At 65.4% G+C, this 15,701-nt stretch carries 8 protein-coding genes; all 8 read right to left on the bottom strand.

The window, feature by feature from the left end:
- Positions 1–3,370: DUF11 domain-containing protein (locus Q0654_RS06380; RefSeq protein WP_298851686.1), on the bottom strand; the 3,370-nt coding region annotated here is incomplete at its 3' end.
- 531 nt (positions 3,371–3,901) lie between these two features.
- Positions 3,902–6,709, bottom strand: coding sequence for an EAL domain-containing protein (locus Q0654_RS06375; protein ID WP_298851684.1), 2,808 nt, complete (start codon positions 6,707–6,709; stop codon positions 3,902–3,904).
- Positions 6,710–6,856: 147 nt separating this feature from the next.
- On the bottom strand, positions 6,857–8,674 hold the full coding sequence (locus tag Q0654_RS06370; RefSeq protein WP_298851682.1) for an SEC-C domain-containing protein: 1,818 nt from the start codon (positions 8,672–8,674) through the stop codon (positions 6,857–6,859).
- 133 nt (positions 8,675–8,807) lie between these two features.
- Positions 8,808–9,803, bottom strand: coding sequence for a DUF5655 domain-containing protein (locus Q0654_RS06365; protein ID WP_298851680.1), 996 nt, complete (start codon positions 9,801–9,803; stop codon positions 8,808–8,810).
- Positions 9,800–10,873, bottom strand: coding sequence for a hypothetical protein (locus Q0654_RS06360; protein ID WP_298851678.1), 1,074 nt, complete (start codon positions 10,871–10,873; stop codon positions 9,800–9,802). The genes Q0654_RS06365 and Q0654_RS06360 overlap by 4 nt, the downstream gene beginning before the upstream one ends.
- Positions 10,874–10,890: 17 nt before the next feature.
- Entirely contained in the window at positions 10,891–12,513 is a 1,623-nt protein-coding gene (locus Q0654_RS06355; protein ID WP_298851676.1) for a restriction system-associated AAA family ATPase, read from the bottom strand.
- A complete protein-coding gene (locus Q0654_RS06350; protein ID WP_298851673.1) occupies positions 12,510–14,078 on the bottom strand; it encodes a hypothetical protein in 1,569 nt (522 codons plus the stop codon). Before Q0654_RS06350 ends, Q0654_RS06355 begins: the two co-directional genes overlap by 4 nt.
- Entirely contained in the window at positions 14,075–15,670 is a 1,596-nt protein-coding gene (locus Q0654_RS06345) for an N-6 DNA methylase (RefSeq protein ID WP_298851671.1), read from the bottom strand. The genes Q0654_RS06350 and Q0654_RS06345 overlap by 4 nt, the downstream gene beginning before the upstream one ends.
- Between the last annotated feature and the right edge of the window lie 31 nt (positions 15,671–15,701).

Genomic DNA, 15,701 nt, shown 5'->3' with positions numbered 1-15,701 from the left:
CGGTGTTCTGCACGCTCAGCGTGTAGCTCGCCGGGGTGCCGACCACGAAGCTCGCAGCACTGGCCGTCTTGGTGATCGTCAGCTGCGGCACATTGACCGGCGTGACCACCGTGCTGCCGCAGCGCGCTGCCGCAGGACAGGTCGGATCGCCGCCACCGCTGACCGTCGCGGTGTTGCTCACGCTGGGCACGGCGGCCAGCGTCGGCGTCACCGGGATGACGAAGCTGGTGCTCGCACCCGCCGCCAGGCTGGCGATTGTGCAGGTCACCGTCTGGCCCGACGCCGTGCACCCCGCCGGCAGCGTGCCGAGGGTCAGACCGCTCGGGATCGTGTCGGTGATCGTGCTGGCCGCCGTCGTCGGCGATGTGCTGGTGTTGGTCACCGCAAGGGTGTAGCTGGCGGGGACGCCAACCGTGAAGCTCGCTGCGCTTGCTGTCTTCGCGATCGACAGCTGGGGCGCGATGACGGGGTGCGTGGTGCTGCAGGGCGAGCACACCGGGTCCGGATCGCCGCCATTGCCGGTGATGGCCACCGCGTTGGCCACAGATCCCACGGCAGAGGTGTTCACCGTCGCCGTATACGACAGCGCATAGCTGCCGACCGGGGTTCCAGCGGGCAGGCTGCAGACCAGGGGATTCGCGCCGTTGCAAGTGAAGGGTCCGGCCGTGACGGTGCCGAGGCTGAGGCCTGCGCCCAGCGTGTCGGTGAGCTGCAGACTGCTGACCAGGCTGCCGCCGGTGATGACGACCTGCACGTTGTAGGTGATGCCACCACCGATCGAAACCGCCGTACCCGTGACCGGCACCGACACCTTGCTGACGGTCACCTCGGGCTGCGCCTGGATCAGCGTGCTGCCATTTGCCGTGTTGTTGGCGGTGCTGGACTCGGGCGTCGTGGTGCTGATGCTGGACGACACTGGCACCGTCCCCGGCGCCGGGGCGGTGTACTGGAAAGCGAGACTGAAGCCGTCACCGGGGTTCAGGCTGGCCGGAAGCCCGGTGAAGCTCACCACGCAGGTGCCCGGGTCCACGCTGAAGGTGGCAGGCGCAATGCCGGGGAAGTCGATGCCTGCCGGGCAGTTGCCGGGGCTGCCGATGGTCACGCTGTAGACCAGGCCGTCGGCCGTCGAGGTGGCGGCGCCCAGATTGCTGAAGCTCACCGTACCCGACACGGTCGAGCCGGTGACCGCTGAAGCCGGCACAGTCACGGTGGTCGCGACATCGGCAACGATGATGCTGGTGCTTCCACTGGCGCTGTTCGGGGCGATCTGACCCGGCGCTTCGTTGGTCGCGCTGACCGTGGTCTGCACAATCTGCGGCCCGCTGTTGGGTGCCGGGTAATTGAACTCGAACACCAGCTGCGAGGTGGGCTGGATGGCCGCGGGCAAGGTCGCCGGCATACCTGCGAAGGTGACCACGCACGTCGCGGGGTTGTAGCTGGCCACCGTCACGCCGGGCGGAAGCAGGGTGAAGTTCACGCTGGCCGGGCAGTTCCCCGGCGTACCAATGCGCGCGGTGTAGTTCACGCCAGTCGCCTCGGTATCGCCGGCGTTGTAGAACACCAGGGTGCCGAACACGGTCTGTCCGGGGAAGGCGCTGCTATCGACAGTGACCACCGTGCCGACATCGGCGCCGATCACCGGCGCCACCACCGTCACCGGCTCGGAGAACGAGGGCGTGCGCTCCAGTGCCCACAGGTCCAGGCCCTTGGCGGTACCGAAATGCGTCGCTGCGTTGTTGACGCAATCCGTATTCGGATCGTTGGTGACCTGCGGATAAAAGCGGTAGTAGATGCCAGCGCCGTTGAAGTTGGAATCACTGGAATCGACGCCCAGCAGGGAGTGGTTGGGCGTCGGCTGCACCTGCAGATTGCCGGCACCGCAGAGGTGTCCATTGAGCTGGCCCACCGCCGTACCGTTGCGGGTGACGTAGCCACGGTCGTCGAAGTAGACGATGGCATCCTGCGAGCCGTTGAGCTTGCGCACGGTAGGCCCGCCAAGCGCCATACCTTCGGTGTCGATGATCGGGAAATGCACCTCGCCGTTGCGGCCGGCGATGCGGTAGCGATAGCCCGAGCCCACGGGGAACAGCGCGCCCGAGTTGTCGCGGCCATTCCACCAGACCGTATGGGTACCCGACAGCGCGTTGCCGGTCAGCACCTTGTTCAGCGGGTTGGCAGGGTCGAAGTTGACGCCGTCACGGCTGACCACGATCTCGTAGGTCAAGGTGTTGATCGTCGTGAAGGTGAACACGCCACCGGCGCCGAGCGTCGTGGTGTCGCTACTGACGGTGCCAGTAAAGGCCACACTGATGAGCTGGGGCACCGGCGGCACCGTGGGCAGACCGAGCGCACCCAATACGCGCTCGACTTCAGCATCGTTGGGCCCGGTGTCGCGAACATCGGAAAAGAACATCGGGTACTGCGGGGGCTGGGCGGACACACCGCTACCGGCCGGCAGGATGTTGGTCGCAAGCTGGTTGTCGCCACGCACGCTCTTGTACAGGGGCGCACCGCCATCGAGGAAACCCGCGCGGTTGGCGTAGAGCGCATAGGCGAACGGGTCGAGCGCGTTCATGCGCTGCTCGTAGCGGTAGCCGTCCTCGGTGATGTAGTAGAGGGCATGGAACACGCGTCCGGCAGCGCCATTGCCACCGGTGCGGCCGATCCAGGCATAGGTGAACAGGCGACCGTTGATGTCGGTGCGGGTGTTGGCAGCGGCTCGCACCTGGACTTCCCAGGCTGAGACCTGGTTCGCCAGGATCTGCGGCGCATTCTGCGCGGGGGTGGCTGCCAGGGTCTGAGTCCCCGACGTCGCCCCCGTGAAGCGCACGCCATAGACGCCGCTGACCGGCGCGCGATAGGCGCAGGGCAACCAACCGTCGGTTGCGGTGACGGTGCCGTCGGCGCTGTTGGGCCCGGCCAGCTCGGCAGCACGCGTGGCGATGGATCCGCGGCCGGTGCCGCCGAAGCTGCCGGCAGGGGGACTGTTGGAGGAACAGGTGAAGTCCGCGCTTGCCGGAACCGTTTCAAGGCCGCGCACGCCGAAGGACTGCGGGTTGTAAACGAAGATGTCACCGCCGTTGCTGCGGTTGCGTGAGCCCAGCAGGATGAACTCACCCGCCTGCGCGTACACGTAGAGAAACTGACGGTTCTGGGCAACGCCGGCATAGGCCGCATTGTTGGTCAGGTCCATCGGCGCGCGCGCGCCAGCCGCCGGGTAGCTGGCCGGGAACAGCGAGCGGCTGCCTTCGGCCAGCACCAGAGCCGGCACGGACAGCAGCGCCAGCGCGGCAAGCAGGACGAGCAGGCAGCGATCAAGGAGAGCGGCGCGCCCGAGGGCGATCCCGCGTCTGGAGGTGTGTGTGTCCAATGCAAACTCCGATGGATGGGAGGAACCGACCGGAGGCTCTTGGGCGTCCTGGCCGCTGTGCTACGACTAGCGCGCCCGAATCAGCACGAAACGCGCCAAGAACTTTGCCACAGCCGCCATAAATGGAAAACGATTGTGAAACGAATGCCGGGCAGCAGAACATCCGCGTTCACGGTCGGGTCTTCCCTTACCCAGCGCCGTCAGGAGCCCGCCGCCACCCTGCTGCAGGCGGGCGACTGGCATGAATGACTTCACGGATCAGGGCCAAGGCTTGCGTGGGGCCTACACCTCGGACCACGCATGACGCTGCAGGTCACATAGAGACTTCTGAAACGGGCACGCGGCTGCAGCGGGAGCATTGCGCGATGTTCAAAACGCGCCTCCAAACGAACTGTCGCCCGCGGTGCATGCCGATCCGGAGAGTGGCCTTGGCCCGCGAACTGAACGCTGCCAGCGGATTTGCGTCGAGCGCTCAAGCGCGCCGGGGTCGGCCATCTGAACGCGTCGGATTTCCGGCACACACCGTCGACGTCAGCCACGTGCGCGCAGCCAGTCCAGAAAATCCGTCGCTTCAAGCGGCGGGCTGTGCAGGAAGCCCTGCAGCTGGGCGCAGCCAAGGCCGCTGAGCAGGGCTTGCTGGGCCTCGGTCTCCACGCCTTCGGCAAGCGTGGAAAGCTCCAGCGAGCGCGCCAGGGTGAGGATGCTGCGCACGATCGCGGCGGCGCCGTGGTCCTGCGGCAGGCCGGCGACGAAGCTGCGGTCCACCTTCAGCTTGGTCAGCGGAAAGCGGTGCAGGTAGGCGAGGCTGGACCAGCCGGTGCCGAAGTCATCGATGCTCAGGCCCAGGCCCAGCGCCGCCAGCGCCTGCAGCTGCTGCGCGCTGTGTTCGGTCTGCTCCATCAGCGTGGACTCGGTGATTTCCAGCTCCATGCCGGCCCCGGGCAGGCCATGACGTCCGAGCGCCGCACTGACCCGCGCCGGCAGGTCGCCATGGCGGAACTGGTCCGGCGAGACATTGAGGCTGACGAACAGCTGGCCGAAGCCTTCGGCCGTGAGCCAGGCCTTGAGCCGGCAGGCCTCCTCGATCACGAAGCCGCCGATGGCGGCGATCAGGCCGGACTCCTCGGCCACGGGTATGAAGCGCGCAGGCGGGATGTCGCCCAGCTCGGGATGCCGCCAGCGCAGCAGCACCTCCAGGCCCAGCGCACGGTGCGGAGGCCGCGACTCGACGATCGGCTGCATGACCAGGCGCAGCTGGCCACGCCCCAGTGCGCGCGCCAGCTCGCGCTGCAGCCGCACCTGGTAGGCCACGCGCTCGCCCATCGCCGCGTCGTAGCGCGACAGGCCGCGCCGACCGGCGGAGATCGCGAGGTCCGCACAGCGCAGCAGCGCCTCGCCGCCGGCTGCATCCTGCGGATAGCAGGCCAGGCCCGCGCGCAGCTCCAGGTCGAACTCGATGCCGAGCACGTCCAGCGGCAGCAGCTGCACCTGCTGCAGCTGCTCGACCAGGGACGGCGGCAGCAGCGCATCGTCCGCCGGCAGTTCGAGCAGCAGGGCGAAATCGTCCTGGCCGAAATGGGCGATGCAGCTGGCGGTGCCGTCGAAGCAGGTGGCCAGGCGCTCAACCACTTGGCCGAGCAGCGCGTGTGCGTGGGTCATGCCGAACACATCGCGGAACTCGCCGAAGCGCTCGACGCGCAGCCGCAGCAGGGCCAGTGGCCGCGCTGGCGCGCTGTCGATCCAGGCCTGCGCGGTCAGCAGCAGGCCACGCTCGTTGAGCGCGCCGGTGACTGGATCGTGCTCGGCGAAGTAGCGCGTCTGCAGCTCGCGGCGATGGCGTTCGCCGATGTCGGTGGCGATCTTCGACACGCCCACGCAGCGGCCGTCGCGGTCGATGATCGGCGACAGCGACAGCTGCACCTGCACGGCGCTGCCGTCGCGACAGACGCGCACCGCTTCCGCGCGCACCTGCGGCTCGCCGGACAGCACGCGCTTGAGCAAGGCTGCCGCGGATTCGCGATCCTCCGGGGCCGCCAGCATCGAAACCGGCCGCCCGATCGCCTCGGCCTCGCTGAAGCCGAACAGGCGCTCAGCGCCGAGGTTCCAGCTGACGATGTGTCCCTGCAGGTCAAGCGAAAGAATGGCGTCGCCCGAGCTGCGGACGATCGCGGCCAGCCGCTCGGCGGTCTGCCGTTCGCCCTCGCGCTCGGTGATGTCCATGGCGAAGCCGCCCAGCAGACGGCGCCCACCCTGCTCGCCCAGGGGGAACTTGCAGGTTTCGAACAGGCCGCGGCTGCCGTCGGCGCGCAAGCCGGGCTCGAGCAGATGCTCGGGCACGCCGCCCGCGTCGATGCGGCGGTTGTTCTGCAGATAGAGCGCGGCCAGCTCCGGGCTGTAGCAGTCGCGCAGCGTCGTCGGCAGCTGCCGGGCCCCGCGCGAGGCCAGGACCTCGGCGTAGGCCGCATTGGCGGCGAGGATGTTGCCCTCGGTATCGCTGATCCAGGCGCGACCCGGCCAGTGGTGCAGGAAGGCCTGCAGCATGGCCTCGGTCTGCTTGCGGTCGCTGATGTTCTCGGCCGTCACCGCCACGCCGTCGCGCAGCGGCACCACCTGGTGACGCATCCAGCGCAGCCCGGCCGGATACTCCGGCACCTCGAACTCCTCCACGAAGGCCTGGCCGGTTTCCAGCACGCGTCGGCAGTGGCCGATCAGCACCTCGGTGCGGCTGCCCGGCAGACACTCGCGCAGCACCTGCCCGACCAGGGCGCGCGGGTCCTGCTGCAGCAGCTCGCCGCCCTTGACATTGGCGTACTCGATGCGGAAATCGACCACGCTGCCCGCGGCATCACGCTGCGCCGAGGTGATGTAGAGCGCCGACAGCGCGCTGGCCGCCGCACCGGCGAACCAGTCGTTGAGGCGCGACTGCTCCAGCTGCATCGCCCTTGCATCGGTGCGATCGCTCTGCAGGAACAGGAAGCCCTGCAGCGCGCCCTGTGCATCGCGCAGCGGCAGCAGGCGGCTGCGCAGGCGCATCGCGCTGCCGTCGCGACGCTCGGTGTCCAGCTCGACCTCGGTGGCCTGGCCGCGTCGATAGGCGGCGCGGATCTGCGCGCGCGTGGACTCTGCCGTGGCCACCCCACCCAGCCTGCGCAGCGGCTGCCCCAGCACCTCGGCACGCGGCCAGCCGGTGCTGCGCTCGAAGGCGGCATTGACGTAGCGCACATAGGGCCCGCCCTCGCCGGCGCTGCCGAGCGCCGCATCGGTGACGACCACCAGCTCCTCGATGTGCTCAAGGCAGTGCAGGGCCCAGCGGTAGTCCAGCGCGACGTCGCGGCTCATGTGCCTCCCGGCGGCCTGTCCTGCCCGACCCTGCGGGCCAGGGAACGCGGCTCGCCTGCATAACACATGCCGACAAGGCGCTGCGACAGCGACGGAATTCTGCCGAGGCTGCAGCGGCGCGGTCCGACTGCCAGCGGCGCGATGGCGCTAGCGCGCGCCGACCCGCGCGTTCGCGCGCAGCCAGTCCAGCCCGCCCGTGCGCGTCCACAGCGGCAGATGTTCGTCGCGGAACAGCCAGGCCTCCTCGTCACCGCCAAGAACGACGCCGTAGGCATCACCGCGCGGACGCTTCGGCGGCTTCGGCGCCAGCAGCATCCGCGCGATCTTCGGGTAGTCCGCCACCGCGCGCGCCAGCATTGCGCGCGCCGAGGCTTCGTTTCCCAGCAGATGCAGGGCCAGCGCGGACTGGTACTGCATCTCCGGCAGATCGTCCGGATAGCGCTCGGCGAGCGCGGCCGCTTCGGCGTAGTCGCCGCGCTGCAGCAGCAGCGCCATCAAGGGCATGCGCAGGCCCTGGTTGTCCTGCGGGTTCAGCTCGTCCACCAGCCAGCGCAGGGTGCTGAGCGCGGCATCCGTCTCGCAGCCCAGCTCGATCCGCAGCAGGGCCAGATCGGCAAGCAGGCTGAGCGCCGTGCGGTTCTGCAGCCAGCCCCATTCCAGCGCAAGCCCCTCGGCCTTGTGGGCGCGCAGGTTTTCGCGCAGCAGGGCCTCCGCGCGCTTCAGCAGCGGCAGGGCGAAGCGCTCGCCCACGCCGGGCAGTGGGCGGCTGTGCGCAATGCCTTCCAGCGCGGCGATCAGCTCGAAGCTGTGCCAGAGCAGGGGCGCCTGCGCCAGCACCGGCCCCAGCTCGGGATCGCCGCCGCCCTGTTGCGCCCGCGCCATGCGCGCTTTGATCGTGCGCAGCGCCTTGGCCAGCGCCGGCGAAGGCTCCAGCGGACCGGCCGACTCCGAACTGCGGTGTGGGAAGTGATAGTGGGCCTGCGGTGGAGGCGCCGCCCTGAGCAGCGCCTCCAACTCGGCCAGCGCCGGCTCGTGCTGCGCGGCGATCTCGCCGAAGGCGGCTGCGCCCTCGCGGGCCACCGACTGCGCCAGCTCGATCAACCCCTGCAGTTCGGGATCACGCCGACGCTGCAGCGACTGCACCCAGAAGCGCGCGCGTTCGCGGGCCTGCGCCTCATCGCCCTGCGCGATGAGCAGCAGCAGCTCCAGATGGCACAGGCTCGGCGAATCCGGCAGGACCTGTTGGGCGGCCTTGAAGAAGGCCCAGGCCTCGGCGGTTTCGCCGCGATCATGCGCGATGGCCGCCTGGCGCTGCAGCAGCGCGGCGACCGTGCCGCGATCGCCATGCTGCAGGCCGCGCTCCAGCAGCTGCTGCTTCTTGCGCGGCTTGTGCAGGGCGTCGTAGCAGTCCAGCAGGCAGTCGAGCAGCGGCTCGTGCGGCTCGGTGAAATGGCGTTCGTCCTTGAACCAGGGCTCAAGCAGCGCCAACAGCTCCTGGTAACGACCCGCGCCCTGCCATTCATGCGCCACATGCACCAGCATCGGACGCGACAGCTTGCTGCCTGCCAGCTCGGCCCAGCGCTTGCGCTGCAGCACCTCCAGCAGGAAGGACAGGAAGTTGACCTGTTTGAGCGGCAGCCGCTGCTCGGCGTCCTGGCAGCAGTGCTTGTACTTGCGGCCCGATCCGCAGTGACAGGGCGAGTTGCGCTCGATCGGCGGCAGGCGGCCGGCCGCGTACTGCAGATGCGGATTCGGGCAGTGCGCCCACACCGCGCGCGCCATCAGCATCAGCATCGGATAGACGGTCTCGGGCGGCGTGCCGGAGGCCTCCCAGTCCTTGCGGTACAGGTCGACGAGGGACGCCACGCGATCACGGTAGGCGGTGAAGTCCGGCGCGCGGTTGAGCACGTCCACGCAGGCACGGATCCAGTGATCGAGACGGTCGGGAAAAGCATCGTTCGCCATGCGGGGGTAGGAGCTGTGTCTGGACACGCCAAAGCTTAGCGTGTGGAAGACGGTCCATCTTCGCGCTTCCGCTGTCGCGAGCCCGCGGCATGCGGCATGCGCCGAGCCTGCACGCGGTGTCGCGCCTGCGCGCTCAGCGCAGGGAGCGCCCCTCGTAGGCCTGCATCAGCAGCGGCTTCAGGGCATCGAGCTCGTCAATGGAGCCCAGCGTGATCTCAAGATCGCCCGTACCCCAGTGACCAATTTCGCGCACGTCGCGCGCATTGGGCGGCAGCGTCGCCAGCGCGCCGGGGTCGAGATGCAGATAGACCAGCAGCCGGCTCTTCTGCAGCACCACGGTGGCGAAGTTCTTCAGGCGCTTGTAGGCGGCGTAGAGCTTCAGCTCCTTGTGCTGCACGTCGTCACCCAGAGAGAGCAGGTAGTCATGCAGCGCGTCCAGCAGCTCGCGCTGCGCGGGTGTCAGCAGCTGCAGGGATTCGCTGTAGGGTCGATCCCTGCCGCGCGGCGCGGCGTCTTCGCTGTCGATAGAGGTATCGACCATCGGCGCAACCTCAACCGTGGACTCGCTCGGCCTGAGGCTTCGATTGCCACGATTGTTCGCTGATCGGCCGTTCCTGCCCGAGGCGCTGACCGCATTGGCCAGCTCCAGCAGCAACAGATCGGCGCCGAAGCGGCGATAGCGGATCAGTTCGATGTTACGGTCGATTTGCTGCACCGCGTGGCCGTCGAACTTGGTGAAGTCGGCCGCGATGCAGACCAGCCGTGGCGCGCTCCAGTCGATGCGCTGCGCGGCCTCGGCCCCCAGCACGTCCATCACCAGAAGCTTGAACTCGGCCTTGTGGTCGAGCAGCCAGTCCAGATAGAACAACCCCTGGTTGATCACGTTCTCTCCGACCGAACGCTTGTACTCCAGGATCACCGGACAGTCGTTCTCGTCGATACCCAGCGAATCGATGCGCCCGCCGTGGGTCTTGCTGGTGGAGTACTCGGTGGCCAGAAAGCGGATGCCCAGCAGCGCATCGAGGTTGGCCTCGATCAAGGTCTGCAGCGGCTTCTCAAGATCCGAGGCATCGCCCTGCAGTTCGGCGGCTTTGCCGGCGGTGAGGCGGAAGAGGCGGATGTCGCTCATGCGCAACCTACTGGAGGAGACGACTCGGCGAGTAGATCTCGCAGAAGCTGCTTTAACCGATCATTTCCCTCTTCGCACCGGAGTCGTAGCATTCTGAAGACTGCGGCCTTTAGGAATGCTCTCTCTCGCATGCCGCCGCCCGCGCAAAATCGCTCGTACCGCTTAAGCGCTTCAATCAAGTCAGCGTCGGTATCGCTAGGTTGTTGCGCGCTTTGCGCCCAGTTACGAAAGTCCCACAGCCACGCCGGGTAGCCTTCGTCGAGATGGTCTCGTCGGAAGCGCTCGCGAATGGAGAACACAGCGTCCCAGGTCAGCACAGCTGGTACGTCAGGCTCAAACTTGATCGTCCAGCAAGGCATGGCGGGTGTTGAGCCGTCGAACGGATCACTGTCGTCGAGCACCAATTTGATCTCGGTATGGTTGTAGGGGTCGAAGGCCACGCGACGCACGCCATCCCCGTCGAAAAGCAGGTCAATCGCGAGTTTGTAGTTCGAGTTGCACTTGTGCCCCATAGGTACGAGGTTGCGCAAGTTGGCGGCTGCAAAAGGGTAGCGACTCTTGGCAAGGTAGTGGTCCAAGGCCTCGCGCGGTGCCCCAGGTGCATCGAAGTACTCTGTGCCGCAGAACGGGCAGACATGTGCGATCGCCGAGTCGTAGATAGCCTTATAGTGCTCATCACGAACCCCGAGATCCGTGAGCAGTGCGAAAGCAAAGTCAAAAAGCGCGGTCACAGCCTCACGAATAGCCGCAGGCAGCGCTTCGAGCGCCACGCAGTTGCAGGCGTTGGACAGCAGTTCCTCAATACGGTTCTGATCGGTGACGGCGGCGAGAACGCCGTCCCTCTCACCCTTCGACGATAGCGTCCGCAGCGCCAGGTTGTACGCCTTGAACCGGTCTCGCAGCCCAGTGCGCGACTTCAGCATTTCTCGGTACTTGTCAGGCAGGATGTTGGGCCAGGCCGGGTAGCGTTTCCCAGCGTCTACCAAAGCGTGCACGTTCTTGACCGCTGCCAGCACGCACTCGTGAAGCCAATTGTTTTGCGTCGCAGCAAGTGGGTAGCCGAAAAACATCGCTATGCGGACTCTTGCTAAGAAATCTGGCGAAGGTGGTCCATCAAGAACACCTTTTCGACTGAGTCTCCTAACTTCTCGATGCCGTCCTTTATTGCTTCCGCGTCCTCGCTGGCCATCAATTCTTTGATCTCACGTCGCGGCAGTTCCGACATCGGCGGTCGAACGTCGAAGCACTCTCCCAGAATTGCATCGAAAGTTGTGCCGAAGGTCTCGATGTCAGGTCGGCGAACCTCCACCTTGGAGTCGCCCTTCTTGAAGATCAGCACATTGGTTCGCGGCATGTCCGACGGGACAAACGGCGAGTGCGTTGTCAGCAGGCAGTCCTGCTGTGCGGCCCCACTTCCCGCTTCGCCGCGCTTACCGCTCGCCGTGGGCAGATCCATCAGCCGCGAAATGAACTTGACGCGCCACTGTGGGTTGAAATGCGACTCCGGTTCGTCAAACAGAAACAGCACGTTGGGAAACGATGCCATGCACATTGTTCCAAGAATCTGCGCGAGCTGGTGCTCGCCGTCGGAGAGCGACACATAGTCAACAACACCTTGACCGAACTTAGGTGTGAACCGAACTTGCTCAAAGCGGAAGACCCGGTCTTCATCTTGCGGTTCCGGCAAACGCGATGCGAAGCGCCGCGTCTTGATGTCGCGCAGCAATCGTTCACGAGTGACCTTCGGAATCGCCAGGTCATTCAGCATCGCTAGCTTGTGAAGCGCCGAGTACAGCTCGAGTGTGGACGCCCAGAACGACAGAAAAGCCATGCGCGTTTCGTCCGTCAGCAGGAAGTCAAAGACGTAGGTCTCAGTCTTCTCGTCGTAGGCGTGGCAGGTCGAGCACCGTCTCAGCTGGTCGATGTAGCGCTCAAGCTCATCGGTCAGCTGCACACCTTTGCGCTTCCGCGTTGCCGACTCACGGGCTGAAAGCTTCGGGACGGCGCGGTGTGCCAGTTGAATTACGCAACGGAACGAATGGAGGTCGCTGAGCTTTGCGTCTTGGAGCAATGCAGACCTCTCCTGCGCAGACCCAAGGAGCAGGTTGGCGGCGAGCACCTCGAGGTGCGTGCCGTAGTCCACGAGCATCAGCCGCGTATCGGCAATTGGCTGAGAATTTTCGATAGAATCATTGCTCAGCGCCCGCTTGCCGACTGCGTCGGCATAGCCGCTACGGCTCACGAGGAACGGCAGGCTCAGGGTCTCGTTGTCGCCAGACGTGTAGCCAACGACACGCGAGGGGAGAAGTTCGTGGGTCGCAGGCTCCTCCAACGAGCATTCAACCCACTCAAGACCATCTTTCCTTTCCACCTTGAGCACTGGGCGCCGTTTGCCTTCACTGCGGCGAGAAAGCCGAACGAACAACGGCGCGCTGGTCCCCTTGGGGCGAAGCACGTACTCGATCTCGAACTGAAGATCCTCATTTCCTTTCGCGCGCTCCTCATTCGGAACACAGGCGTGGAACACAGTCTGGAACGCCTCGGCAACCACCTGAAGAAACTGCGACTTCCCCGCTCCGTTAGGTCCGACAAGACAGAGCGGATTGAATGGCTCGGGCCCGTTCTGCGTTCCTCGCAAGCTGATATCGAGCCCGTCAAGTAGCCCGCCACAGGTCGACGCCTTAATGATGCGGACGCGGGTGAGCTTCACGGCTTCGCTCGCACGAGCTGCATCGCTTTGCTCTCCTCGTCAAAGACCTGCCGGACAACCGGGCTTGGTTCTTCCAGCAACTCGAAGAGCGCTGTCTTCAGATGCTCGTAATCGCCTGATACCTGCGCCCTTAGGTCGTTAAACGAGAAGCGATCCATCTTGAAATTCAGAATCGCAGCCCTGACGGTTTCCTTTCCTAATTTTCTCACGGTCGGTCGCTTCCCCAGTGTCTTCGCAGGTCTGCGCGTTGTCTCCAACGCAGCTTGTGCATCGGTGGCTCTTAGTTCCGTCAGAATGGCGCTGGCCGGCTCGTCGTTGGGGTCTTGCGGAACGAGTTCGCCGCGGAAGGCCTTGGCAAGGGTGAGCGGCGTGAGCCGGAGGACTTGCTTTGCGCTCGCGTCATGACGACGTTCGATCTCGCTAGCGAGGTTCATGAGTGCCTGAACGCGCTGAACGATCGAAGCCTGGTGTTCTATCGACGGTAGAGGGAATGCAACGCCTTCAAGGTCTGGTTGCGAAACCTTCCAGATGCCGGCGGTTGTCTTTGCGGCTGCCTCGATCTGCTTCCGAACGACAGGTGCAGCCCAAACAACATCCAAGTAGTCGGGCAGGAGGCGTGACGTGTCAGGTCGAATCCGGATCATGGTGTCAGGGAAAGCGACATCGTCAGAGCAGTTGGCAACTTTGCCCCCGCGCCCCACCAATTCCTTGGAGCCGTTGCCTCGCGAGACCAAGTAGTCACCGTCTCGAATCACAAAACGCTGCACGTCCCTTACGCCAGTCCAGTCGCCGGTTTTCGTTGCTGTCAGATCAATTCCTGATTGCTTCAATGCGGTAAGGCGCAGGACCTTCAGCCCGCTACCGTCCCTTACCGACTTGCCATTGCGCATTGGCTCGGCGAGGACCGAGCCAAGCTTGACGACATCTGCTGGCGGTCCGTTTTCGTCGATCAGCGCGCCCGAGGCCGCTGCATCCAGAACAGCGCTCCGAAACCGCTTGAGCAACGCCGGGATCGCCTCTAGGCGGTCCTGGCAGGCTTGGATGCGCGCCAGGAGGGTGTCGAGTTGGTCGGCGATACGGGTCTGTTCAGCCCGTGGCGCAACGGGGACGGGATACGCGGCCACGCGACTGGGCTGGGCACGAGTCAGGGAGCCACCGACGCCCGATACCTCACTGCACAAGAGCGAGCGGAACGAGGGTTCGCTGAAGTAGTGCTTCGCAAACCGGGGTACCAAGGCGTCAGATCGAAAGCCGATCCACTCTGATGAAGCGATCTGCTCGAGATCGCCAAGGGGGCCTACCTCCCAGACACGGTTGATGCGAGGGTTGATCTTGCAAACGAGAACATCACCAGGACTCACCGTCTGCTTCGTCGAGCCGATTGCGTGACCTGGAAGCTGCTCGGGACGCCCAGTTGGAAAGCTCGGTACGCTGTAGAGTTCAAAGACCTCGTCCGGCCGCGAGGCCGGATTGATGGTCCCACTGCTGAATGAGTTCAGTTCGCCGAATGACGCCACCTCCCAGCCATCTGGAAGATCGCTGGCGTTCGTCGCAGAGCCAGTCATGCGACTAGCCCTTCGCCATCGCCCGACGACTCCTCGGCAATCGCTGCCTCCAACATCGAATCCGGGTCCTCGCCCAATTCCTCCAGTAGCGAGCGCAGCTCAGAGACTGCGGCGTTCAACTCCTTGAGCGCTAGCCCGGCCACGATTGAAGGATCGTCACGCGACTGATCGGCGGACGCAGCGCCGGTGTCCTTGAGCCAACTGATGTCCAGGCTGTCGCCGCGCTGCGCGATCTGCTCGCGCGTGAATCGGCGCCAGCGGCCCGCCTCGCCGCTGTCCTGCCGTGCCGCCAGCGCAGCCGGCCCGCCTTGCGGGTCGCTGCCGAACACGTCCTCGAATTTGTCGCGCGGCTGGCTGGGCGGCGCATCGGGCGGCGTGCGGAAGTAGTCGCGCGTGAAGGGCGTGCGCTTGCCGAAGGCGGGCATATTGGCCCGCATGTCGTAAACCCACACTTCCTTGGTATTGCCCTTGTCGGTTTCGCCGCGGGTGAAAAACAACACATTCGTCTTCACGCCCTGGGCGTAGAAGATGCCGGTGGGCAGGCGCAGGAGGGTGTGCAGATTGCACTTGTCCATCAGGTCGCGCCGGATGTCGGTGCCGATGTTGCTCTCGAACAGCACGTTGTCGGGCAGCACCACGGCTGCGCGGCCGCCGGGCTTCAGCGCGCGGTAGATGTGCTGCAGGAAGGCGAACTGCTTGTTGCTGGTTTCGAAGGTGAGGTCATTTCGCGTGGGCAGGCCGCCGCCCTTCTTGGTGCCGAACGGCGGGTTGCTGAGGATCAGCGTGGCGTCCGGTAGCTGATAGTGGTCATTGCTCAGGGTGTCGCCGTAGAGCACGCCGCCTTCGATGCCGTGCAGCAGCATGTTCATCAGTGCCAGACGGTGGGTGTCCTGCACCAGCTCCATGCCGTGGAAGGTGTGGAGCCGGTACTTGCGCTGCGCCTCTTCGCTGAGGCTGTCGAAGTCGTTGTGCCGGCGCAGGTAGTTGTTGGCCGCGATCAAGAAACCACAGGTGCCGGCCGCTGGATCCTGGATGACGTCGCCCAGCTGCGGCTGCATGACGGCCACGATGCTGTCGATCAGATGCCGGGGCGTGAAGTACTGGCCGGCGCCGCTCTTCTTCTCGCCGGCGTTACGCTCCAACAGGTCTTCGTACAGGTCGCCCAGGTCGTCGCGGTCAACGCTGTACCAGTCCAGGCTGTCGATGTCGGTGACCAGCTTGCTGAGCGTGGCCGGCTTGGTGATGAAGGTGTTGGCGTTGGCGTAGATCTGCTGCACCGCGCCGCGGCCGTGCAGGCCGTAGTCGAGCAGCATCTCTTTGTAGGTATCCAGCCGATCGGGGGCCGAGGCGTTGAGCAGGTCGTCCCAGCGGGTGCCGGGCTGTTGAACTTTCGGTCCGTTCTTCTTCTTGGGGTCTTCAAGCTTCCAGACGGTAAGCCGATCCTCCTGCCCTGTCTCCTTCATCATCTTGAGGAACAGCAGGTAGGTCAGCTCGCTCAGGTACTGGTGGTAGGTAACACCGTCGTCGCGCAGCACATGGCACAGAGACCACAGCTTGGCGCCGACATCGAGCGTGGCGTTGGGGTTGGACATGGGGATCAACTCATTGGACCGACGCCATCGA

The sequence above is a fragment of the uncultured Aquimonas sp. genome, assembly GCF_937888285.1.
In the GTDB taxonomy this organism is placed as follows: Bacteria; Pseudomonadota; Gammaproteobacteria; order Xanthomonadales; family Xanthomonadaceae; genus Aquimonas.
This window is presented reverse-complemented; position numbering and strand designations above follow the sequence as displayed.

Bases quoted from the DNA above. Each gene is read 5' to 3' on its own strand.
- Q0654_RS06375 (WP_298851684.1), bottom strand. From the start codon at position 6,709: ATGAGCCGCGACGTCGCGCTGGACTACCGCTGGGCCCTGCACTGCCTT.
- Q0654_RS06370 (WP_298851682.1), bottom strand. From the start codon at position 8,674: ATGGCGAACGATGCTTTTCCCGACCGTCTCGATCACTGGATCCGTGCC.
- Q0654_RS06365 (WP_298851680.1), bottom strand. From the start codon at position 9,803: ATGAGCGACATCCGCCTCTTCCGCCTCACCGCCGGCAAAGCCGCCGAA.
- Q0654_RS06360 (WP_298851678.1), bottom strand. From the start codon at position 10,873: ATGTTTTTCGGCTACCCACTTGCTGCGACGCAAAACAATTGGCTTCAC.
- Q0654_RS06350 (WP_298851673.1), bottom strand. From the start codon at position 14,078: ATGACTGGCTCTGCGACGAACGCCAGCGATCTTCCAGATGGCTGGGAG.
- Q0654_RS06345 (WP_298851671.1), bottom strand. From the start codon at position 15,670: ATGTCCAACCCCAACGCCACGCTCGATGTCGGCGCCAAGCTGTGGTCT.